Annotated in this window: 20 protein-coding genes; 12 read left to right on the top strand and 8 right to left on the bottom strand. The window is 48.6% G+C overall.

The window, feature by feature from the left end; genetic code table 11:
* The first annotated feature begins 25 nt into the window (after window positions 1–25).
* Entirely contained in the window at window positions 26–2071 is a 2046-nt protein-coding gene (locus ACN083_RS02140) for a glycoside hydrolase family 15 protein (protein ID WP_419101179.1), read from the top strand.
* 56 nt (window positions 2072–2127) lie between these two features.
* Here the strand turns inward: ACN083_RS02140 and ACN083_RS02135 are convergent, their stop codons facing one another.
* From ACN083_RS02135 to pta, 4 genes are all read right to left on the bottom strand, one after another.
* On the bottom strand, window positions 2128–3087 hold the full coding sequence (locus ACN083_RS02135) for a bile acid:sodium symporter family protein (protein WP_419101178.1): 960 nt from the start codon (window positions 3085–3087) through the stop codon (window positions 2128–2130).
* Window positions 3088–3092: 5 nt separating this feature from the next.
* Window positions 3093–4472: a M48 family metallopeptidase gene (locus tag ACN083_RS02130; protein ID WP_419101177.1), complete on the bottom strand. Its 1380-nt coding sequence runs from the start codon at window positions 4470–4472 to the stop codon at window positions 3093–3095.
* A gap of 191 nt (window positions 4473–4663) precedes the next feature.
* Complete coding sequence (locus ACN083_RS02125; protein ID WP_419101176.1) at window positions 4664–5803, bottom strand: acetate/propionate family kinase; 1140 nt, start codon at window positions 5801–5803, stop codon at window positions 4664–4666.
* Between the two features lie 117 nt (window positions 5804–5920).
* Window positions 5921–8032, bottom strand: a complete 2112-nt coding sequence (pta, locus tag ACN083_RS02120) for a phosphate acetyltransferase (protein WP_419101175.1) — start codon at window positions 8030–8032, stop codon at window positions 5921–5923.
* 216 nt (window positions 8033–8248) lie between these two features.
* Between pta and ACN083_RS02115 the strand changes: the two genes are divergently transcribed.
* Both ACN083_RS02115 and ACN083_RS02110 read left to right on the top strand, forming a co-directional pair.
* Window positions 8249–8560, top strand: coding sequence for a thiamine-binding protein (locus ACN083_RS02115; RefSeq protein WP_419101174.1), 312 nt, complete (start codon window positions 8249–8251; stop codon window positions 8558–8560).
* A gap of 337 nt (window positions 8561–8897) precedes the next feature.
* Window positions 8898–9893, top strand: a complete 996-nt coding sequence (locus ACN083_RS02110) for a hypothetical protein (RefSeq protein ID WP_419101173.1) — start codon at window positions 8898–8900, stop codon at window positions 9891–9893.
* Between the two features lie 28 nt (window positions 9894–9921).
* On the opposite strand, the gene ACN083_RS02105 is transcribed toward ACN083_RS02110, so the two are convergent.
* Window positions 9922–10515 (bottom strand): GNAT family N-acetyltransferase, encoded by a 594-nt coding sequence (locus ACN083_RS02105; protein WP_419101172.1) that lies wholly within the window; start codon window positions 10513–10515, stop codon window positions 9922–9924.
* Window positions 10516–10580: 65 nt separating this feature from the next.
* Between ACN083_RS02105 and ACN083_RS02100 the strand changes: the two genes are divergently transcribed.
* Window positions 10581–11462, top strand: a complete 882-nt coding sequence (locus ACN083_RS02100) for a spermidine synthase (protein WP_419101171.1) — start codon at window positions 10581–10583, stop codon at window positions 11460–11462.
* An 87-nt stretch (window positions 11463–11549) separates the two neighbouring features.
* Here the strand turns inward: ACN083_RS02100 and ACN083_RS02095 are convergent, their stop codons facing one another.
* Window positions 11550–11804: a hypothetical protein gene (locus ACN083_RS02095; protein ID WP_419101170.1), complete on the bottom strand. Its 255-nt coding sequence runs from the start codon at window positions 11802–11804 to the stop codon at window positions 11550–11552.
* A 147-nt stretch (window positions 11805–11951) separates the two neighbouring features.
* Here ACN083_RS02095 and ACN083_RS02090 point away from each other — a divergent pair, with 147 nt between their 5' ends.
* On the top strand, window positions 11952–13139 hold the full coding sequence (locus ACN083_RS02090) for a polysaccharide pyruvyl transferase family protein (protein ID WP_419101169.1): 1188 nt from the start codon (window positions 11952–11954) through the stop codon (window positions 13137–13139).
* Window positions 13140–13214: 75 nt separating this feature from the next.
* Here the strand turns inward: ACN083_RS02090 and ACN083_RS02085 are convergent, their stop codons facing one another.
* Window positions 13215–14687, bottom strand: coding sequence for an NCS2 family permease (locus ACN083_RS02085; protein WP_419101168.1), 1473 nt, complete (start codon window positions 14685–14687; stop codon window positions 13215–13217).
* 341 nt (window positions 14688–15028) lie between these two features.
* Between ACN083_RS02085 and ACN083_RS02080 the strand changes: the two genes are divergently transcribed.
* The 6 genes from ACN083_RS02080 to ACN083_RS02055 all read left to right on the top strand — a co-directional run bounded on the left by ACN083_RS02080 (window position 15029) and on the right by ACN083_RS02055 (window position 21266).
* Window positions 15029–15367: a DUF2218 domain-containing protein gene (locus ACN083_RS02080; protein WP_419101167.1), complete on the top strand. Its 339-nt coding sequence runs from the start codon at window positions 15029–15031 to the stop codon at window positions 15365–15367.
* 141 nt (window positions 15368–15508) lie between these two features.
* Window positions 15509–16900 (top strand): hexose-6-phosphate:phosphate antiporter, encoded by a 1392-nt coding sequence (gene uhpT, locus ACN083_RS02075; protein WP_419101166.1) that lies wholly within the window; start codon window positions 15509–15511, stop codon window positions 16898–16900.
* A gap of 204 nt (window positions 16901–17104) precedes the next feature.
* Window positions 17105–17479, top strand: a complete 375-nt coding sequence (locus ACN083_RS02070; RefSeq protein ID WP_419101165.1) for a hypothetical protein — start codon at window positions 17105–17107, stop codon at window positions 17477–17479.
* 20 nt (window positions 17480–17499) lie between these two features.
* Window positions 17500–19062, top strand: coding sequence for a hypothetical protein (locus ACN083_RS02065; protein ID WP_419101164.1), 1563 nt, complete (start codon window positions 17500–17502; stop codon window positions 19060–19062).
* Window positions 19062–19700, top strand: a complete 639-nt coding sequence (locus ACN083_RS02060) for an ABC transporter ATP-binding protein (RefSeq protein WP_419101163.1) — start codon at window positions 19062–19064, stop codon at window positions 19698–19700. The genes ACN083_RS02065 and ACN083_RS02060 overlap by 1 nt, the downstream gene beginning before the upstream one ends.
* Window positions 19701–19865: 165 nt before the next feature.
* On the top strand, window positions 19866–21266 hold the full coding sequence (locus ACN083_RS02055; protein WP_419101162.1) for an FAD-dependent oxidoreductase: 1401 nt from the start codon (window positions 19866–19868) through the stop codon (window positions 21264–21266).
* 68 nt (window positions 21267–21334) lie between these two features.
* On the opposite strand, the gene ACN083_RS02050 is transcribed toward ACN083_RS02055, so the two are convergent.
* Entirely contained in the window at window positions 21335–22639 is a 1305-nt protein-coding gene (locus ACN083_RS02050) for a D-arabinono-1,4-lactone oxidase (protein ID WP_419101161.1), read from the bottom strand.
* A 270-nt stretch (window positions 22640–22909) separates the two neighbouring features.
* Between ACN083_RS02050 and ACN083_RS02045 the strand changes: the two genes are divergently transcribed.
* Entirely contained in the window at window positions 22910–23929 is a 1020-nt protein-coding gene (locus ACN083_RS02045) for a universal stress protein (protein ID WP_419101160.1), read from the top strand.
* The last annotated feature ends 6 nt before the right edge of the window (window positions 23930–23935 follow it).

The following is a 23935-nucleotide window of genomic DNA, read 5'->3' as shown; positions in this document are numbered from 1 at the left end:
CTAAGCTTAGGTTAGTGTTAACCCCATGGCTTCTTTTATCGAGGACTACGCATTATTATCTGATATGAACACTGGAGCGCTTGTCTCCCGCGCAGGATCCATTGACTGGTTTTGCGCCCCAAGATTCGACTCCGGTGCCGTATTCGCCGCCCTACTAGGGGACAGAGAACACGGACGCTGGCTGCTTGCGCCCCTAGAATCAGTAAACCCCGCCCCCGTAGAAGAAGTCCGCACAGAACGCTCCTACCGAGAAAACACCTTCACTCTCCAAACCATCTGGCACATCGGAGACGCCAGCGTACGCGTCACAGATTTTATGCCGCTAACCGGCGGAACCTCCATCGTACGAAACGTCGAAGGGCTCACCGGAGAGGTCGTCATGCTCCACGAACTCACCATGCGATTCGACAACGGAAAAACAACACCATGGGTCACCCGCTACACCGACGGAGACACCGACCCCATGGTCATCGGAATGGCTGGACCTCACGCACTCGTCTTCCGTGGAGATACCATTCCCGACACCCAACATGGTGCCCATACCGACACATTCGTTGTATCTGCCGGACAACACTATTCTTTCTCCCTGAGCTATTTCGCTTCAAACCACAACCCGCCTGCACCCATCGACTATGACACCGCCTTGACCTACGCCAACGAACAATGGAGCGAATGGTCAGAACTTTTCACCGCAGGGCGCAACGAACCAGCACCAGAAACATCATCACGCCCTGTCATCACCGCAACAGAAGCTGTCTCAGACTCAACGAACACCAACGAAACCGCTGTTTGGGCAACACGCTCTATCGGTGAAGCTCTCAACACTGAAAATGACCCTGTGACCAATACGCAACTACCAGAAATTGATTCACAGACCTACCACGAACTCGCGCAAACAGCAACGCACACCATCCTGCCAAACACCGCAGAAGACACCCAAAATGAGCACGATGCACTCTACCGAGAAGCACGGCTACGCGCACTACTCACACTACGCGCCCTCATCTCCCGAGAAACTGGCGGACTCGTCGGTGCCCTCACCACATCGCTACCTGAAACCCTAGGCGGTAACAGAAACTGGGACTTTAGATTCTCATGGCTACGAGACGTCGCCATGGCAATGGACGTGACCCTTACACACGGACACGAACGAGAAACTGCCCAACTAAGAAACTGGATACTTCGTGCCGTAGCAAATAACCCTCAAAAACTTCACGCCGTCTACGGTGTCGCCGGAGAAAAAGACGACCTAGACCGTCGCCTCGCATTACCAGGCTACGAAGGTTCACAACCGGTTCGCTCAGGTAACGGCTCAGGAGAATATTTCCAAGCAGACGCTCTAGGGCAGATGCTCGTCACCTTCGCAAACTTGCGTCATAACGGAGTAGGGGAGGACCACCTATCATGGCCGCTACAAAAAGAACTCCTCAACTCAGCCGTTGAACGAATCGGACAAGCAGACCGATCACTATGGGAGATGCGAGCAGAACCTCGCATCTACACTCACTCTCAAGTCATGCTATGGGCAGCCTTTAACGCCGGAGTATTAGCAGTAGAAGATTACGGACTTGCCGGAGACGGAGCATTATGGGCACATTGTCGAGACAGCCTTGCAGAAGAAATTCTCGAACACGGCTACAACCCAGAATTGAATTCCTTCGTGCAAACCTACGACGGAACCACCGTAGACGCCTCCTTGTTGCAACTTCCACAGGTAGGCTTCTTAGACTGGTCTGACGAACGCATGCTCGGCACTGTCCGCAGAATTGAACAAGAATTACAGCATGCTAGCGGAATGATTTATCGCTACATTAACCGCAACGGGTTTGACGGTTTTGAAGACCAAGATAACCTACACTGCGCAGCTTCGCTCTGGTTAGCAGAACAATACATACGTTCTGGCCGAGAACAAGACGGGCGAAGAATTCTCGATACAGTACTGGGGGTTGCGAACGATCTTAACCTGATGAGCTCAGAGTATGACTACGCTGCTCAACGCATGACGGGTAACTTCCCGCATTCTCTAGCGCATATTTCTCTGATTCGCACAGTAGAAGCTTTAGGGCTATAACCGTCAGGAAATCCGAAGAATATAGGATATGATAGCTTGTCAAGAGCCGTTATATCCTATATTCCTTTTTTGGCATATTGAGTAGCTTGATGAGCGCACACCATCAATTGCACCTGATGGAAAATCATCAACGGAACAATCAAAACACCCACCTGAGTGCTACCAAAAATAACAGCAGCCATCGGAAGACCCGTCGCTAAAGATTTCTTCGTTCCACAGAACTGAATAGCGATAATGTCCTGACGGCTAAACCCAGCACGAGAAGCAACCGCACGTGTTAGCCACAACATGGCGTACACAAAAACTATTGAAAAAATTACTAGAAGAGATAACTGCCACCAGCTGATACGGCTCCAAACACCGTGAACAATGCCCTCAGAAAAAGCCATATAAACCACCATGGCAATAGAGAGACGATCCACCTGTTTTGTCACCGGACGGTGCGCAAAATCTGCACTCCAACGACGCATCAGCTGTCCTGCAATAAACGGTGCAAGTAACTGTATAGCAATGTCCAAAAAGATATTTCCACTAATGGCAATGCCATCAGAGTGCATCAAAAACATGACTAAAAGTGGTGTCGCAAAGACCCCCACAATATTCGAAACAGAAGCAGAAACAATTGCACCAGCAACATTACCGCGAGCAATAGAAGTAAAGGCCACAGAAGATTGCACCGTTGAAGGAACAAGAGTCATATACAAAATGCCTAAATATAGCTCATGTCCCAACACCATACCCATTGGGAACAGAAGGACCCCTATACAAGGAAAAATAATAAAAGTGAAAGCAAGAATCAACACATGAAGACGCCAATGCTTTAACCCCTCTAAAGCCTGCTGAGGAGAAAGGCGAGAACCATAGAGAAAGAATAATAAAGCAATAGCAATTTTTGTTGCTAATGAAAAGCTCTCAGCAAAAGCGCCTGTGGCTGGTGCGATAAAAGCAATCACCGCTGCCAGCAAAATCAACATGATGAGCGGGTCAGCGGTGATGCGTGGAATACGAAGAGCCATAGAGGCTATTTTACGATACGGCCCTCATCGTCATTGCCTTCTTCTGCAGATGTAGAAGTATATGACGTTTCTTCACTCTGTGATTCCTGTGCATGATTCTCAGCTGGCATCTGAGGGCGCAAATGCGGTGGAACCCATAGTGTGAAGAGGGTGTCGGATATGCGGCGGTCACGCTCGGTAGCTGGCTCTTTCTTCTGCGTTTGAACGATACCCCAATGCTCATTATCAGCACGTTCTGGGTAAATATTCATGAAGTCTGTTGCCTGCAACGGGTCTGGCCATAGACGAGCTGGATCAGCTGCTGGAACAGCAGATAGAGGATACTGTGGATTGACTTTTGGACGCCAAATGAGACGCCCTGGCTCGGAGCGGTCACGCAAAGCATGTGCACGCCACGTTGTTGGAGGGTGCGTCAAGGATAGGTTGCTCATCCACGTAAAGAACCCCTTTTCGTAGACTGCGCGGTTTGCTAGCTCATCGCTATTGACCTCGTTGCACAAGTATTTTCCAGCAGAAAGAACACCCATCGTTTGGAGCGCGCCTTGAGGTGCAAGACGATACCCAAAATTATCGGCGGTATATTCTTGTGCTCGTGAGAGCGTCGAACCAAGAACTGGAATCTGCATAAAAAATGACGTAAAGATGAGGCGGAAATAGCTGACGTGTCCAGCAGCAATATGCCCCACCTCATGCCCAATGATAAAGCGTAGAGCCTCGGGGTTTCTTGCTTTCCCACCTATCTCAAAAAGGTCTGAGTAGATGACAATAAAACGACGATGACCATGACCCGACGCAAAAGCGTTAATCTGCCCGTTGCCTAGTTGTACGTAGGCATCTGGTACGCGACGAAGTCCGCTAGCGCGCGCCGCGTCAACAACCATTTGGTAGGCTTCAGGGAATTGAGTGGGCGTTATACGAACGGCAGTAAGCCTAATTCTTGCGTAGGCTAAAGCACGAACAATAAATATTCCCAGCGGGGCATATATTGCTAAGAGGAGAAGCTGCTTGAGCGTTGCACCAAGAGTAGCACCTTCGGCTGCACCCGTCACCACCGATACAAAATTAACAACGAGATAAATAAAACCAGCAATATATACCCCAAAGGTCAGCAAATACGCAGCAATGACCCACGGTAATTCACCAGGGTGCCGAAGCGAATTCACAAACTTAAACGGCATCAACGATTGATATTTCAGCAACGCTGGTGCAGGTAACGGCGATATTGGGCGTTGACGCGTATCTTCTGGAATCCACCCGCGGGAGAGATCGTCAGGCAAGGGGCGTTCTCTTAGATTCGAGGCTCCTACCGGCAAACTACTGTGTGAAGCTCTGCCTTCAGAAGGCTGCCCTGTTGTGGGAACATCGTCGTGTGGAGGTTGACTCATTGCTATTTCTTTCACTCTCGACAAGGGTGTTTACTGGTTACTATAGTACGCATTATCGACGATGAGAACCTCATCTTAGGGACGAATTAACGTCCGAAACCGTTCCAGAGAAAACTGCAAAATACTCTGCGGGGCGTACCCATCATTGAGATGAGGGTACGCCCCGCAGAGTAGCTAGAACCGAAAAATAATTATGCTGAAGCTACAATGACTTCGGTTGCCTGAGCAATAGCCAACTCTTCATTGGTTGGAATAACAAGAACAGGAATAGCAGAATCTTCCGTGGAGATAATACGCGGATCATCACCGCGAACAAGATTTGCCTCAGGGTCAAGAGTGATACCTAGAGCACCCAATCGTTCGATAGTGAGCGCACGGAACTCAGAAGAGTTTTCGCCGATACCTGCAGTGAAAATAAGAGCTTGCATACCTCCAACAGCTACATGGTAACCGCCAATGTATTTAGCTAGACGGTAGGTTGTCATATCCAAAGCAAGTTTTGCTCGTTCATTGCCGTCCTTCATCGCATTAACAACTGCGCGCATATCATTATCTCCGGCAATCGCTAATAAGCCAGATTCTTTATTGAGAATCTGGTCCATACGCTCAGCAGTAAGCTCTGGATTACGCATCATCAAAGATGTGAGAACAGAAGGATCAATGTCACCGCTACGAGTGCCCATCACCAAGCCAGCAAGAGGGGTATAGCCCATAGAAGTATCTAGGCACTTACCGTGAGCAACAGCAGTAGTGGATGCACCGTTACCGAGGTGAGCAACAACAGCATTAAACTTTTCACGCTCAATACCAAGGAATTCTGCGGCGATACCAGTAACGTAATCGTGGCTGGTGCCGTGGAAACCGTAACGACGAACGCCATATTTTTCGTAGAACTCTTCTGGAACAGCGTAACGATACACATGTTCTGGCATGGTGGAGTGGAACGCATTATCAAAGACTGCCACCTGAGGAACACCAGGGTATGTTTCAGTCGCTGCTTTAATACCCAATACGTGTGCAGGATTGTGGAGGGGGGCTAACGGAGATAGGTCATCAATCTTTTGAAGAACTTCATCGTTGATCAGTACTGGTTCAGTGAAAACATCTCCGCCTTGAACAACGCGGTGTCCAATTGCTTGGATTTCACGACCGTGGAGAGGTTCCTTGAGATCTTCTGCCATGATGGCAAGAGCCTCTGTATGGCTTGGGATTTTAGTGCCAATGTTTTCGATGAGTCCTTTAGCGAGAACCTGCTCAGCTTCTGGCAAAGAGGTGTCACGTGCTTGATACTTGACGGATGATGAACCGCAGTTCACAACGAGAATAAGCAAAATATTTTCCTTTTCTATAGAGAATCTAAGGGGGTTGTGCAACAGCATATGCTGTTGCACAACCCTAACGCTTTAACGGGAAGCCTGCTATTTTGAGCAGATCCACCGTTGTACCTTTTAGAGAGTTTGAGCCTGAATTGCGGTGATAGCAACGGTGTTGATGATGTCATCAACGGTGCAACCACGAGAGAGGTCGTTGACAGGTTTACGTAGCCCCTGAAGTACCGGACCAACAGCAACGGCACCAGAAGTTTGCTGTACAGCCTTGTAGGTGTTGTTACCGGTGTTCAAATCGGGGAATACGAACACTGTTGCTTGGCCAGCAACTTTGGAGTCTGGCATCTTTGAAGAAGCGATAGACATATTAGATGCTGCATCGAACTGGATGGGCCCTTCAACCTCAAAGTCAGGGTTGTTTCCCTTGACGATTTCGGTTGCTTCACGTACGACCTCAACATCTGCTCCAGAACCGGATGTTCCGGTGGAGTAAGAGAGCATCGCAACCTTAGGTGTCACACCAAATTGACGGGCAGTTTCTGCTGAGGCTGTAGCAATATCAGCAAGCTGCTCTGCGTTAGGGTTGGGGTTTACTGCGCAGTCGCCAAAGACGAGAACACGGTCTTCCATGAGCATGAGGAATACGGAAGAAACAATTTTAACGCCGGGGCGAGTTTTTACGAATTCAAGGGATGGACGGATGGTGTTTGCGGTGGTGTTAACAGCACCAGAGACCATACCGTCAACAATGCCCTTGTAGACGAGCATGGTGCCGAAGTACGAGGCATCTTGTTGCATACGGCTACGAGCTGCTTCAACCGTCATGCCTTTATGCGCGCGTAGCTGAGCATATTCTTGTGCAAAATCTTCGGTGTATTCATTATCGTTGAGGTCGATAATGCGGATACCGTTCTTATCTTCTCCGGCGAGAGGAAGGTTAATGCCCTCAGCCTGACAAATCTCAGAGATTTTTGCGGGATTACCGATGAGTACAAGATCACAGAAATCGCGCCGAGCAATAATTTCAGATGCACGAAGGATGCGCACATCATGGCCTTCAGGAAGGACGATAGTGCGACGGCTTTGGCGTGCTTTTTCAATAAGGTTATGCAAGAAGCGTAGCGGAGTCATGGATGCAGGACGCTCTAACTCGAGACGTTCAAGCAACTCATCAGGGTCTACAGAGCGGGACCATTCACCGAGTGCTGCAGCAATTTTACGAGGCTGTCCGTTAGAGAGTGAGCCTTCGACACGTGATACTGCTCGTCCTGATTGGAAGGTGTCCATGGTGGTTTCAAAGACCGGGAATGGTGCATTACTCATCAGGGAGCTAATGACAGTGTCATTCTTAACCTCAGAGAATCCGCCGGTGAGGAGCATACCAGCAGGTGCTGGGAATGTGGGCGAAAGCGCTGAAGCAAGTGATGCGACAACAACATCAGTGCGGTCACCTGGGACAATGACGAAGTCTCCGTCAGTGAACTGGTCAAGGAAGTTTGCGACGGTCATTGCCGCAATTTTGACATCGTGAATATCTCGGTTGAGGTGTTCTTCGTCGATTCCTTCAGCGGATAGTTCCAGCGCTGCTACCATTTCGGAGATTGAAGGTAGGGCAAGCTCAGGAATTTCTGGAAGAACGTAGACGGGGCGCTTTGAGGGGCCGCGTTTGACGCTCTTGAGAATTTCCTCGCGTAATTCTGGTTTGCAACGGTTGACCATAATGCCCAAAATGTCGACTTTGGCGTTGGTTAGTTCGGTGCGCGCGACATCTACGGCGTTGACGATGTCTTGTACAGAGGATTCTTGTGCACCAACTATTGCGATAACGGGTAGCCCAAGGTCGCGAGCGAATTGCACGTTGAGGTCGAATTCGACGGTGACTGCGTTGTGAGCCATGAGGTCAGTACCATCGACGATGATGACATCACATTCTGAGGCCATTTCTGCGTAGACAGATACTGCAATAGAGGACATTTCTTCGTGGTTGCCTTGAGCGAGAAGCTCACGGCAACGTTCGAGGGACACTCCTCCGCGGGCTTGTAGGCTGGTAAGCCCAAAGTTTTGCCGCATGAGGTTGAGCATTGGGTCTTGGGCTTCGGTTTGTCCATTGAAGACAGGGCGGAAGTAGCCGACTCGATCTGCACGTTTGATGAGGGAGTCTGCTAGACCTAAGCTCACCAAGGACTTGCCAGAAAGCGGGTTCATTGCTGAAAGGTAGATACCGGTTGTCATGTCTCGTTTCTACTATCTCTTGTACGTCCCGATGGTGGGGCGGATGTCACGGCACTCTTTTGTGTCGATAGTTCATTTGAATTTTATGCCTTAATAGGCGAGCAGTGGGGTAGATTAGTTCCCTCTGTGGGGTAACTCATGAGAATGTTCTATTTTTATGACGATGCTTTGACACGTGGTATTGAGTGTGTGTGTGATGTGTCGTAGGGTGAAAATATGTTATTTGCTTTTTCTGTTGCACCCACTGGTGGTGCCTATGAAGATGGTTCTGTCCATACTGCTGTTGCTCAGGCTGTGAAGATTGTGAATGAGTCTGGTTTGCCGAATGAGACGAATGCGATGTTCACCATTATTGAGGGTGAGTGGGATGAATGCATGGATGTTATTAAGCGTGCGACGGAGGCTGTTTCTGCTGTTGCTCCTCGAGTGTCTTTGGTGGTTAAAGCTGATATTCGCCCGGGGCATGATAGCGGTGAAATAACCGGTAAAGTGGAGCGTTTGAATAAGGCGTTGTCTCAGGAGAGTTAACTATTTTGGGTGGCTTTGTTGCCACGTGTGAGCGGTCTATTGTTCTTGACGAACGATAGGCCGCTTTTTTGTGGGCGTGGCATGAGGTGAAAATTTTACTAAAACGACATAAGTGCTTAAATATGCAACATATGTTGTAGATTTTTTATTTTCTATATACAGTAGGAATAGTTTCCCCAGGTTAAACCAATGTTTTTAAATGTTTTTTAATTTTATTCTGTATATTTTTTCGCCTATTTGAAGTGTCTTCATAACGCACAAACCGTAGAAGAACACCCCAGGGTCTGCGCCATCTTCCCCCATATGCGCAACCCCACACTAATAGAAGCCCCCTCCTATGAAAAATATTGACTCTTACCTCTCAACACTATTTTCCGAATATCCACCAACTCCAGCGTTTAAACGTGCTCGAAAACGACTTCGACTACGCATGAAAAAGCGCCTAAAAACACTCCTTGAACACGGTAAAACACCCAGCGAAGCACAAAACATCGTCATAGCAGAGCACAGCTCCTTAGAAGCTCTAGCCGATGAACTCAACATCGCAGAAGAAATCATCTCTTATAGAACGGGCAAAAGCTTTTACGGAATTGCTCAACCCATGTACTCCCTCGTCACCCAAGAATGCGCCCAAAAATATTCTCGGGCACTCAAAGAAAGCTCCGCCCAAAGAGCAACAGGAACCATCTTCTTTATCCTCGGATTAGCTTTCTTCCTGCTCTGCGTCTCAATCTGCGGAGAACACCATACCGTATCAATACCCCTTGCAACGTTAGGGCTTATCCTCTGTATCGTAATAGGCCGCTTTTTGCTCCATCGGGTCAAAGAATACATGAGCCCCTTTAGCATGGTCGAAGAATACGGTTTCATGGCAGACCCAGCCGTCAAACAATGGGTGCATGAACAAGAACAAGAACAGAAAAAACATACGCGCACCCTCAAAATTGCAGGTGTACTACTTATCGCAACCTCACCCATCGGCGTCATCGCTCCTGCTCTCTTAACGGATAATCATCGAGTATCCGCCGCGGGGCTTGCCCTGTTACTTTGTATGGTTGCTGCGGGCGTATGGATCATCATATTCTGCTCCTGGGCAACAAGAGCCGCCGACACTATCTGCGTACTATCTCAAGATTGGGGAGATGACACAACACGCCCTACGCCCTTACTGCACCTTTTAAGGAAAGCATACTGGGGTATCGTCATCATTATTTTCTTACTCTGGGGATTTGTAGGAAAACGATGGACAGAAGCATGGATTGTTTTTCCCGTGGCAGCAATTTTGTGCTGTGCTTTGGACGATATTGTCTGCTGCGGTAAAAAGAAAAAATAACCTCGCTATTCTAAGGGCTCGAGATGCCTTAAACAGAAGTGTGATTCTCTGTTATGTCTATCCCTCGAAACATACGTCCTACGCGCATACTCTGCCCCTCGGGGTTATGCCAGGACCCCAAACAAGTCAACGAAAACCCCTCATGGCTAAAACCATTCTTCTCATAGAAGCGTTGTGCCTTCGCGTTACCTTCGACAATGTGCAGATACGCTGGTTCACCCGATACGAGAACAGCATCCAAAAGTGCCTGACCCAGCCCGTGCCCCTGAGCCTGCTCAAGAGTATATAACTGAACTAGCTCACGAGAACCAGCAGGAACCTGTGCAAAATCAAGTTCACTCTCCCACGGCAATGGACCCAAACGAGATAACCCAAAACCTACTGGATGTGAAAAATCTGCAGAAGTATCGTACGCAAGAAAAGCGCGCGACTGAGCAGAAGAAACATTGTCCAAAAATTCCTCAACTAGCTCATCACGAGAATCATACTGACGCTGCATAAAGCCGTCATCCCCATAACCAGCATAAGTTTGGGCTAAACACTTTAACTGTAAATCAACATACACATCTGCATCTTCAACAGTGGCAGGAATAAGCCTATAGTGACGGTGAATGATTTCCACGAACATCGCCCTTATCTCATCTGTACATCATGGATAGATACCCTCAACACTGTACCCTTAAACCTGTGGCTAGACGCAGAAGAAAAACAAAGAACACCGCAACAGACCAAAGCACGCTTGTCGAAGGAAAATACCCCATCTCTACAGGGGTAGCGGAACTCATTGAAGATGACTACACTCCCGGTGGATGGGTCCTTGAAATCAACGGTATGGAATCATCACATATCGTCTTAGACGACCCCAGAGCACTGGACTTTGAATATATGCGATGGATAGCTGCCGCCGTCGAAACCTATGCAGAAAGTACCCTAGACACCGAAAAATTGCGTTTAACACACCTCGGCGGAGGGGCGTGCTCCATGGCACGCTACTTTGTGGACGTTTACCCAAAATCACGCAATACGGTGGTAGAACTTGACGCAAAACTCGCAGAATACGTACGCCAGTGGTTCTCACTACCGCAAGCACCTCAGCTTAAAATACGAGTAGGCGAAGCACGAGCTGTGACAGAAACATTTACCGCCCAATCGCGTGACATCATCATTCGTGATGTTTTTGCCGGATACATCACACCCGAACCGCTCACAACACTAGAATTCACGCGCATCGCCTCAGAATCCCTATCTCACAAAGGTCTATACATTATTAACTGTGGTGACTATCCAGAACTCTTAGGAGCAAAAGCAGAAGCTGCCGCTATCGCAGAAGTCTTTGAACATACCTGCATTATCGCTGACCCTGCCATGCTCAAAGGCCGCAGACGAGGCAACATCATTATTGCTGGTGCTCACTCTCCACTGCCATTAGACGGCGAATATCTTGCCACCCAACTGACCAAGAGACTCCTCAGTGGTGCCGTACCAGCACAATATAAAGATGACCGCTGGGTACGAAAATTTGCACAAGGTGCAACCCCTCGCCACGATAAGCCGGTGACGGAAAACTAGTTTTATACGAGGAAGACAGAGGGTGCTCACCAGCTAACTGGTGAGCACCCTCTGTCTGATATGTCACTATAAAACTTTTAGTCAACTTTAAAAAAGCTGATGGGTGTTGTGCCCTTTTGTCCAAGGCATACGAGAATGAAATCTGAAATAGGCAAAAGTGTAAACAACTGCAGAAAAAATACCGCAGACAACAAGAATGAAAAATGTTATTTTGAGGATAGTGGCCATACTCTGTAACTCCATGCCAGAGCGCCCAGTCACCATAATCGCCACAGCGATTGCAACCATAAAAGAAACAATCGCAAGGTTTCGGGGGAGCTTTTCTACTGTTTTCCGAGACATCAAAACCTCCTTGAGATGTAACTAACCTAACATCACGCAAGGTTTTTAGTCAACCTACTTAGTATTTTCTTCTGGTGCCAACATCCACTACCATAAGAAACCTTCCGCCTATTTACTGGCACAAATAAAGACGAGTAAGGTAGTACCGTGAAAAAAATTCTGCAACAAATCCCCGGGTTCTCCACACCAAAAAACACTACCGAAGAACACCGCCACGAAAACACCGCCACCACACACCAACCAGAAGAAGCCCCCATCTACCTCATCTCCATGGCAGGCTACCCCAACTACGGCGACGAACTCATCACCCGCAGATGGCTCGAATTCTTTGCAGAACACAAACCCAACACCGAAATCTGGCTCGACGTTCGCGAACCCGGAACAGCCAGCACCCTCTTCAAAAACATCCACCCCAATCTACACGTCGTCAACACCGTATTCCGCGCCATCTTCGAATACGAACACAACCTCAATCGCCACCCTAGCGAACTCATCAAAACACTCGGCTCACCACGCTTCGACGCAGGACTACTCCAACTACGCAGAGCCGGAACCATACATCTGCTCGGCGGCGGATTCATCAACAGCGTCTGGCCATCCAACGCCCTCATCATCGAAACCATGCAAGCAACAGCCCAAGAAACCGGAGCGCGACTCATCGCCACCGGACAAGGACTCATGCCACGCATCACCGAAAACTTCACCGGATTCTCACACATCAGCGTACGAGACACCCCCAGCTCCTACGCCCTAGGCATTACCCGCGGACTCGACGACGCCTACCTCATCAACCCCAACACCCTCACCCCAAATACCGCAGAATTCTCACCAGAGAACACGCAGCTCTACCTCTGCGTCCAAAATGACGCCGTAGAAGACGGACAACACCAACGAATGCTCAACTTCGTCCGCGCACAAGTCAAAAAACTCGACATACCCCGCGACAACATCCACTACGTCGAAGCAATCCCCGGCGCCGACTACGCCGGATACGAAGCACTACAAGACATTGTTAACCCCCACGGATTCATCTCCTTCCAACAATTCTGGGACGAAGACTTCACTTTCTCACCAGAACAACTCTGGATAACCAGCCGATTCCACCACCATCTCATGGCTTCTCTTGCGGGCGCTCGCGGAATCGCATTGAGTGGAAAACCCGACTATTATGACGTCAAACATCAGTCCCTCCTAGAACTAGGAAGCCATTGGAAACTTTCTGGCGCAGATTCCCAAGAACTCTACAACTGGAGCGACTTCACTGCGCCCGAAGATATGACTCGACACGTCCACACTAAATATCAACAAGCTTGCACACTATATAGCGTTGGATAACTCATAAAGAACAATGGGGGCTCGATAGCGGTATGCTATCGAGCCCCCATTGTGTATGAAGAGCACTTCTAATAACTAGTGGAGTACACCTTCAATGACGCCCATGCTGAAGTAGAGGACAAAAGCACCAGCAACTGCATACATAAGCGGGTGAATATCACGAGTGCGTCCCTGAACCAGACGAATGAAGACGTAGCAAATGAATCCGGCACCAATACCATCGGCGATGGAATAGGTGAAAGGCATCATAATAATCGTCAAAAATGCTGGAATACCAAGACCCCAGTCTGCCCAATCAATATGAACAGCTTGGCGGACCATCAAGAAACCAACAACAACCAATGCTGGGGCAACAGCTTCAAAGGGAACAATATTAACTAGTGGAGAAATAAAGATCGCAAGTAAGAACATCGCACCGGTGATGAGGTTGGCAAAACCAGTACGAGCACCGTCGCCGATACCTGTTGCTGATTCAACATAAATCTGGTGAGAGGAGCTCGAAGCACCACCACCTACAACAGAACCCAACGCATCAACGAGAAGAACCTGATTGATTCCTTCAATCTTTCCATCTTTGCTGAGAGTGCCATTCTCAGCAGCAAGACCAACAGAAGTCCCCATTGCATCAAAGAAAACTGCCAGCAAGATAGAGAATACAAGCAAAGATGCCGCAGCACCGCTGAGTGAACGGAACGCACCAAAAAGGTCAGCCGAACCGATGAGAGAAAGATCTGGCAAGCTAAACCAATGAGGTGGAACACTTGGAACCATCAAAGACCAGCCGGTGGGGGAATCAAGAGAAGAGCCGGAAGGCGCAATGGTCTCAAGGAAAATAGATAACGCTGTTGATGCAACTACCGAAATCAGAATTGCTCCACGAACATTGCGAATAAAAAGTGCAATAGTAAGGAACAATCCGAAAAGGAATACGACAGTTGGCCAGCCCATAAGATGACCGCCAACACCGAAAGAGACAGGAACAGTTGTTCCTGCTGCGTCTGGCATACGGCGTACAATGCCTGCTTCAACTAATCCGATAAAAGCAATAAATATACCGATACCAACAACAATAGCCGTTTTAAGGCTTTGCGGTACCGCGTTAAAAACAGCAGTCCGGAAACCAGTAAGCACCAGCAAAAGCATGATAATACCCGCCCAAACAACAAGCCCCATAATTTGGGGCCATGTAAGGTTCGGGGTGGTTGCAATAGTAGAGGCAAGGAGTGCATTAACGCCTAATCCTGCTGCCATGGCAAAGGGCTGGCGCGCCCAAATGCCCATGACAATGGTCATGATGCCAGCAATGAGAGACGTAACAGCTGCTACCTTCTCTGGTCCGAGGACATTACCTGCAGAATCTGCTCCAGTGCCAATAATGAGGGGATTAAGTACCACGATGTAGCTCATGGCGAAGAAGGTTGCGAAACCACCTCGAATTTCTGTTCCGAAGGTAGAGCCTCGCTCGGTAATTTTGAAGAAACGGTCTAACCCATTAGTAGGGGTGGGTGCCGATGCGGATGCGTGAGCCGCGGTGTTCTCAGAAGACATTCGTTGAATCCGTAGTTACTCTCGTGTGAATGGGGATTAAAAGCCCCAAAAATGAAGAAAGCGTTAACGATGCGCAAATACGCAATGTCAACGCTGATAATTACCTGATAATAATACGTCTTGAGATGCTATATGTGTGGTAAAACCTGCCGTAATTTTCGAGAAAAACCTTAACAAAAATGCAGTAATATTTTCAAAGGGCGCTTCACCAGAGGATTACTTGGAACAAAGCTATAGAATTCACAGCAAATCCAGGGTTACTTTCGGCGTTGCCAGACTGTTAGTGTAGACGAGAAGAAAAACCGTTAGTTGATTGATGACGTACCCTGAAGGACACCCTCGTGAGTGTATATCCTACTATTGCAGAGATGGCATATTCTGTCCAAGCTGTTGTTGAGACTTCTCGTCCTGCACGATACGCAAAACAGCTGATATCGCATATGTGCCATAAAGTCCCTTGTGAAGAAATAGTTGATGGCCATCGAATCACTTTTAACCGAGAAGGTATTTTTAGTGGTTATGGTGATGTTCTCGTGACAGATATTGCTGGAGAAACGAAACTGGTTCTATGGGCGTATGCAGAAGATGAAGAGCGCTTAGAACGTGTCAAAGGTATTCTTGTACGTCATCTTGAGCGATTTGGAGAACGCGAAGGACTTACTGCTCAATTTAATAACTGAGAATATGTCGTAATGTCTTGTCAGAGATGTGAACAAAAGTTCATTTGACAAGGTGTTTTGACGAAATATCGTATTTAATAAATCCTAAATCATTGAATACCGTTCACTCGAACGATATTTGTATCATTTAGGAGGAACACTATGCTGGATTTCTTCGCAATCCGCAAAGCCCCACCGTCTGGCCTATCTACCAGCGAACAACGCAAACTCTGGCTCCGAGAATTCCTTAAAGCCTTCTTCGTTGTGTTCTTGGTGTACATGTCAATGTACCTGATTCGCAACAACTTTAAAGCCGCTCAACCGCTCCTTAAAGAAGAATATGGGCTAAGCACCCTCGAATTGGGCTATATTGGTCTAGCGTTCTCTATCACCTACGGTTTAGGGAAAACCCTTGTCGGCTATTTTGTAGATGGCAGAAATTCTAAACGTATTGTTTCTGCCCTACTCGTCTCTGCTTCCCTGATGGTTCTGGTCATGGGGTTGTTGCTGAGTGCCTTCGGTTCTGTCATCGGTATCTTTGTGGTGCTATGGGGGCTCAATGGTGTCTTCCAGTCTGCTGGTGGTCCTGCCTCATACTCGACTATTTCACGGTGGACACCGCGTGAAAAACGAGGACGTTACCTTGGTTTCTGGAATGCTTCACATAATATTGGTGGCGCTATTGCTGGTGGTCTTGCCCTATGGGGAGCTAACGTCTTTTTCAACGGTCACGTTGTTGGTATGTTTATTTTTCCTGCGCTGATTGGTCTCGCTATTGGTATCGCAGGTCTTTTCATCGGCAAAGACGACCCCGAGGAGCTTGGTTGGAACCGTTCAGAAGAAATTTTTGATGAACCTATTGAAGAAGAAAATACCCAGTCTGAGTCTTTGACTAAATGGCAGATTTTCACCACCTATGTTCTCAAAAACCCGTGGATTTGGATTCTATGTACTTCAAATATTTTCGTGTACATCGTGCGTATTGGCATTGATAACTGGGCGCCGCTCTACGTCAGTGAAGAATTGCACTTTAGCACTTCAGACGCGGTAAACACGATTTTCTTCTTTGAGATTGGTGCTCTTGTCGCAAGTATGTCGTGGGGCTATATTTCCGACTTACTCAAAGGACGTCGTGCTCTGGTCTCTGTTGGTTGCCTCTTTCTCATTTTCTTCGCCGTCGGACTCTATAAGAATGCGCATAGTGTTACAGAAGTTAACATTGCCCTCTTCTGTTTAGGTGCGCTCATCTTTGGTCCACAGTTACTGATTGGTGTTTCCTTGGTGGGCTTCGTCCCTAAACGTGCAGTGAGCGTAGCAAACGGCATGAGCGGTACTTTCGCATATCTTCTAGGGGACTCGATGGCAAAAGTTGGTCTGGCTGCCATCGCTGATCCTGAACGTTCTGGCCTTACTGTTTTTGGTCATGTGCTACACGGCTGGGACTCTGTGTTCACCGTATTCTATGCTGCATTGGCTATCGGGATTATCCTTCTGGGCATCGTTGCTTATGGTGAAGAACGCAAGATTCGTCGTTTACAAAAAGTTGAGCAATAAACAGGCTTATCTCTGATAAAAAGCGGTGTTGTTGTGATGAAATCTCATCACAACAACACCGCTTTTGCTATCCCGGGAAACCTGCTGAGGATACATTTTATCCTTGCTATTTTTTAGAATGCAGAGCGAGTTGAGCACCCTAACACTAAAAAATAAATATTATGAATACGTAATATGCCGTTGTGTCTCCATAGGAATAAGCCGATGACTAGCCGTGTTCGTGGAATAATTCTCATTGCCCTTGCCGTAATTGTAGGGTTGATCATGCTCTTAAACCCCCTCATTAATGTTCTAGAATCAGCTCAGCTCTTTTGGGCTTTCCTCACCTATACGTGGTTCGCTCTCGCCATACTTCTGAGTATCATCTATGTCTTCACAGAGACACTAAAACTCGGACCAAACATTCCCCTAGCAGTCTCCCTGCTGCTTGGCGGAGCTGTCTCTATGCTTACAACGGCTTTAGCTCGCCAGACAGAAAACACCATCTCTATGGTGTTCTCAATTCTCTGGTTGCTTGCCTTTTGCCTCATTGGAATTATCGAGTTCAGGCAACGCTCTCGCACTAATCAGTCATTTTAAACAAGCCCAAGAACATTCCTATGAGCCACAACGCTACGCCGAGAACACAACAACGAGACCGGTGGATTCACCACGTTATACTTCTTATCAAAACCAGCAAACTATTAGATGTACGAGCTGTTGCACCAGAATTTCGTCTCACCCGCAACGCTTACTTCCTCCTTGGCTTAGCTTGCCTGCTCATCAGCATGTTACTGGGGCTATTCCTGACGTTCTTTGTGATCGCTGCCCCCACACTATTTGCATATATTGGCGAATCGCAGCACCTCGTCCCATCACTACTTTCTCTCGGTGGAATTTACTGCTTGACTCGTCACCTCCTAAAAATATCGGGTCGCACTGCACGCGAAATCAATGCTCCAGCTGACGCCACCATCCTTACGCACGCCGGTTTCACCCGAGGGCAACTATTCACAGCACGGCTCATTCTTCCCCTAACATTCGAAACGCTACTGATGGTCATTGCCTTGTGCTCATACTCCATCATTGCAATCTGTAACTGGGAAATACCAGCACACATCATCCTTAAACCGCTACTGATAGGGGTATTACTTAGCATCTCTGGAGGACTCTTTCGAGGCACTGCACTGTGCCTACTAGCAACAGGCAGAACGTCAATGACCACGCTACGAGTACTTCTTTGGTCTTTCTTCTTGTACGGTGCCGGAAGCATCTTTGCAGGGGTTCTACTACCTATCATGATGGGAGAAAACAGCTTCCGTGAGGCTATACAAAAATGTTTTGCTTTCCTCCTCTCCGAGCAAGGAACAATAACACTCCTCAGCCTGACACTCATCCTTTTAGGCGTATCAGCAGCAGCGTTAATCCGTCTACGACACAAAATCTTCTGGAATAACGCACCCATAGACTCTGCCCCCACCTACACAACATGGCGCATACCATTACCGCAAAATGCGTGGGGACGACTCATCGCCCTGCCACTGACCATCACCCGCGATGCAACAGACGGAGAATCTGGAGAATTTCTCATCTCTGCCCGCATCACATATTTTTCAGCAGCTTTCTGCACCGGCATGCTGGTCAATAACACTATGATAGAGCCCTTCTTACCGGCTGAAGCCGCATGGGGCATAGCCATGGGAGCACCCCTACTATCTACCGGTGTAGCACACGGAATCTGCTCGGTAAACGCGTATCGCCCACTACTTCCTCACCTAACAGCATCACTGCTCGGGGAACGCGGCGTAGCAAGCGCAATAGTCTGCTCAACCACCTTAGTATGTGCACCATTGAGCCTATTATCTTTACCACTACTCTTGCTCATATCGTCAGTCTCAGCCTCTTCACTCCTGATCGCATGGCTGACTGGAATACTCATCTCGCCGGCTCTCACCCTCTGGGTAGACTGCCTGTTCCCCGGTCGTCTACCCTCACAATCTAACGGGCGTATCCGCCAAAACCCCATCGCCTCCACCCTCATCTCTGTTATAGCCGGCATATTTGCGCTCATCGCCTATGCACTCCTTCACCAAAATACGCCCCTCTACGTTCTACCCCTCATCAGCATCTGCCTCACAACACTATTCACCCTGACCGCCCGAATCCCCAGAAAAACACTCTAATGGCTCTATTAACCACCACTCACCTACATTTTGGGTTTACACCCACCCAACCCATACTCGAAGACATCAACCTCAGCCTCGACACCCATCAGGCAATCATTCTCAATGGCCCCAACGGTGCTGGAAAAAGTACCCTCCTAAATCTCATAGCCGGAGCACTACAACCCACTGGTGGAGAAATCACCCTATCCGGTTACCCACCCCACAGCATAGAGGGGCGACGTACCCGCTGGCATATGAGCACACAACCAGCGCTCTTTAGACTCCTCACCGTCCGCGAACAACTAGAGTTCTACTGTGCCGCCTACGGCACAGAGCCCGCCGCAGCACTAGATCTTCTACAAAAACTCGTGCCAGAAGGCATTACCGACCAACTATGCACACAAATCTCAAGCGGACAAGCACAAAAAGTATGGTTCGTAGCCACCATCGCCGTACACCAAGCACCACTGTTATTGCTCGACGAACCATTCTCCACTATCGACATAGACTCCGTGCCCCTCATGATCGATATCCTCGAAACAGAACGCTTAGCAGGACGCTCAATCATTCTCATAACCCATACACACCAACACCTTCTACCCAACACCTGGCTAGAAAAAGATATACGCTCTCTGAACGCAAACCACAGCGCATAAAACCGCAACACCCCTGAAAGAAAAGTTAAGTAAACCTAAGTTTTTAGAGGTTCAGCACACAAGAGAGTCCACACAGAGGCATCTGATAGGTAAACTAATGCCCAAGTGTGTAAATCATCCAGCCAGCCCCACCACATCAGGGAACTGGCACCGAAAGGAAAAACTGTGTCTGAAGCACGCCCCCTGCGCGTTGCCGTCATCGGCTCTGGACCTGCTGGCATCTACGCGGCAGATATCCTTACCAAATCAAAAGAAGTCAAAAACGGTGAACTTGAAGTATCCATCGACATCTTCGACCGCTACCCTGCACCCTTCGGCCTCATCCGCTACGGTGTAGCACCCGACCACCCCCGTATCAAAGGAATCATCACCGCACTACATAAAGTCCTTGACCGCGGTGACATCCGCTTCTTCGGCAACGTAGAATACGGCAAAGACCTCTCCCTCGAAGACCTCCGCGAACACTACGACGCCATCATCTTCGCAACCGGCGCTATCAAAGACGCAAACCTTGACATCCCCGGTGTAGAACTCGACGGCTCCTACGGCGCATCAGACTTCGTCTCCTGGTACGACGCACACCCCGACTACCCCCGTGAATGGCCACTTAACGCCCGCGAAATCGCAGTACTCGGCAACGGCAACGTAGCGCTAGACGTCGCCCGTGTACTTTCCAAACACGCAGATGATCTACTCGTCACTGAAATTCCTGACCACGTCTACGAAGGACTAAAATCTTCACCAGTTACTGACGTACACGTCTTCGGACGCCGTGGACCAGCACAGATTAAATTCACCCCGCTAGAACTGCGAGAACTAGCACACTCCCGTGACGTAGACATCGTCCTTTACGAAGAAGACTTCCAATTCGACGAAGCCTCACAAGAAGCGATGGAAACCAACTCTCAAGTTAAAGTCATGATGAAAACCCTCAACGGCTGGCTTGAGAAACAAAAAGAAGAACCACAAACCGCATCCCGCCGACTACACCTACACTTCTTACAATCTCCAGCAGAAATCCTTGGTGAGGACGGCAAAGTGACCGCGCTAAAGATGGAACGTAACGAACTCGACGGCAACGGTGGTATCAAAGGCACCGGAGAATTCGTTGAATACCCCATGCAAGCGGTTTACCGTGCTATCGGCTACTTCGGCTCAGAACTTCCTGAGGTTGGCTTCGACCCCGTACGCGGTGTCATCACCAACGTTGAAGGCCGCGTCGTCGATAACGAAGGGACACCTGTTCCCGGGCTATACGCAACAGGGTGGATTAAACGAGGCCCCGTCGGACTGATCGGTTCAACTAAATCAGACGCATTAGAGACCATCACCCACCTACTATCTGACCGTGAGAACCTCTACACTGCTACTGAGCCATGTGCCGAGACCTTTAGCGCATACCTTGACTCTAAAGGTATCGAATACACCACGTGGGAAGGCTGGCATAAGCTAGACGAACACGAACGCGCACTTGGTGCTGCCGCGCAGGACGCCTCCGGTGAGCCACGCGCTCGCGTAAAAGTGACCGACCGTGAAGAGATGATTCGTATTTCACGTTCACTCTAAGACTTCTAAAGTTTGGGCCTACCATGAGAATTCTCATGGTAGGCCCAAACTGTTAAGTTTTTTCAACACTAGGTAAGCAAACGGCGTAGCTGAGCGTTAAGAAATATCCCCTGAGGGTCTAGCTCTTTTCGGAGAGCGCAAAACCACTCAAAACGTGGATAGAGTCCCTGAAGTTCTTCTGCACTATTGGTGTGATAGTGTCCCCAATGCGCTCGCCCGCCATGCGCTTTGAAAATCGTCTCTAGTGTATTGAACGCTTGCTGTGGTGGTGTTTTCCAGTATTCACGTGCGCAGATGAAGACGGTGTCTTGTTGGTATGCCGGTGATAGTGCAATGTTATCTGCGGCTGCTGTACGAACTAGAAGCGGGTAACTGAGGTGTTTGTTGCTGTCATGGTAGGAGGCGCGGATATCTTCCATGATGGTTGCAAGTTGGCTTCTGTTGAAAGCGTATTCCATGGTGTGGTGGCGGACTGTGCGCTTTTGTGTGTAGACCTGTGGCGCTAAATCTGCGTAACGTCTGTTGCCTTTGCCCCAGCTTGAGATGCTGTTGAGGATTGGTTTCGTTGCGGGCTGTTTATACCCGAGATAACTGATGAGGTGAAATGCTCCGTTATTGAGCGTGTTGTCTCCGAGATGTCTTCGGGCTTTGCTTAATACGGCGGAAGGGTTCATATACCCATCGGTGAGTAACGGTAAGCGGGTAAGTCGTCGAGTTCTAACTTGTGAAGAGCCTATGAACCATGTTATTTCATAATGATCTGCGTTTGATGAACGCTCTGCGAAATGGTGGATGACGTCTTTGTACGTACGTTTTCGTTCTGCTGCGTGGAGTCGAAAGAGCGGTTCGATACGGAACGTCAGTGAGAAGACGATACCGAGGGCCCCTAGCCCGAGTTGTGCTGCGGTGAAGATATCGTTGTTCTTATGCGGGGAGCATGTGAGGACGTCTCCTTGAGCTGTGATAAGTGTCAGTTCTTGCAATTGTGTAGCGAAGATACCATAGGCGTTGCCCGTTCCGTGCATGCCTGTGGAGATTGCTTCAGCGAGGGTTTGTTCCCCAGTCCTTCCCATGTTGGTGAAGGTAAACCCGTGTTCTGCTAGGATTTTTGATGCTTGGCTAAGAGTTGTTCCGGCTAGAAACGTAGCTTGTTGTTGCTGCGGGTTGATAGCGGTGAGACCGCTAAGCTGATTGAGTGAGAGTATGCGGGTTTCAGATTCTGTAATGTTTTTGGAGTCGTATCCTGTATCGAACACGGTGATGGTTTGTTGGTGTTCGCCAGCATTTTTAATGGTTTTTTGTATTTCTTGAATATTTCGGGGCGCCATGATGCGGTGTTCTTGATTCTGTGTGTTCCAGCGATGTTGACGCATTGTTCCTCCCAAGGTGGATAAAGTATCCCTGTCTATTCTCTCATTGATGTTGCTTCGCTTCGGGGTAGGAACGGGGAAACCTGGTTTTAAACCGTCTTTTATGGAGCGTGATGTTGTGATGGTGTTGAATGAATGTTTTCTCTTCAGGTTGGAATGCCCGAAACCCTGGCACATGTGATGGTCGGCACCTATGATTAAAGTGGGTTCTTGAAAAGCTAATGGTAAGACGCTTAGCTTCGTTCAAGGCTCTTGATGAAAAGGAGAACGATAATGACTGCCCAAGAATCGGCTCAGAAAACTTTTGGACATCAGGCGGTTGAATCCCGCGAAAAGAACCGTGACGTCACACAATTTTCGGGAGAAATTGTTGTTGGTATTGATGGTTCGGAGCAATCCTATGGCGCTTTGCGTTGGGCAGTGAACGAGGCTCGACGTCGGAACACTCCGGTGCGTTTGGTAACGGCATATTCTTTGCCTATTTTTACTGGTACTGGTTTTGAGGCTGGGTATTCGGTCGTTGATGAACAGGCGTTGCGTGAAGGTGTGGCTCAGATACTTGATGAGGCGTGTTCTCGTGTTGATACGACCGGTATAGAGTTGCGTGCCACTGTTGAGACAGGCGACGCTACAGCTATTCTTGTTGAACTATCAAAGCGTGCTGAGTTAGTTGTTGTGGGTTCTCGTTCTCATGGTAGCTTTTTAGGGCGACTTTTAGGAACAGTCTCTGTGTCTCTTCCGGCTCATTCTCATTGCCCGTTGGTTGCGGTGCCTGCTTCTTATAGCGAGAATCTTGAATCTACTAGTTTAGATGCTGACGCGAAGAAGCCTGTTGTGGTTGGTTCAGATGGTTCTGCGCAGGCGCGTGTTGCTATGTTGAAAGCCGCCGAAGAGGCTCAGCGTCGTGGGGTAAAGCTGACGTTGGTAAATGCTTTGGCGCCTTATACGGGTGCTCTGAATTGGGTTCCTGCTGCTGTTGATTTTGAAGCGATGTATCGTGAGATTGCGCAATTGCAACGGAAGGCTGCGCAGTGGCTGCGTCGTTATTTCCCGCGTTTAGAGATTGAGTTTAAGTTAGTTGATGGTTCTCCTGTGCAGGTGCTTTTAGAAGCTGGTGAGGACGCTGGAATGGTGGTTGTTGGTACCCGTGGCCGCGGTGGTCTGGTGGGGATGATTCTTGGTTCTACATCTCATGGGGTTTTGCACCATGCTAAGCGTCCGGTGATGATTGTTCCTGAGATGGAAGATGAGCGTTTAGAGACTGCACCTTCGGCGGATATTAGCTGGGGGTAGAGTGAG

The organism is Rothia sp. CCM 9418 (assembly GCF_048512825.1).
In the GTDB taxonomy this organism is placed as follows: domain Bacteria; phylum Actinomycetota; class Actinomycetes; order Actinomycetales; family Micrococcaceae; genus Rothia.
This window is presented reverse-complemented; position numbering and strand designations above follow the sequence as displayed.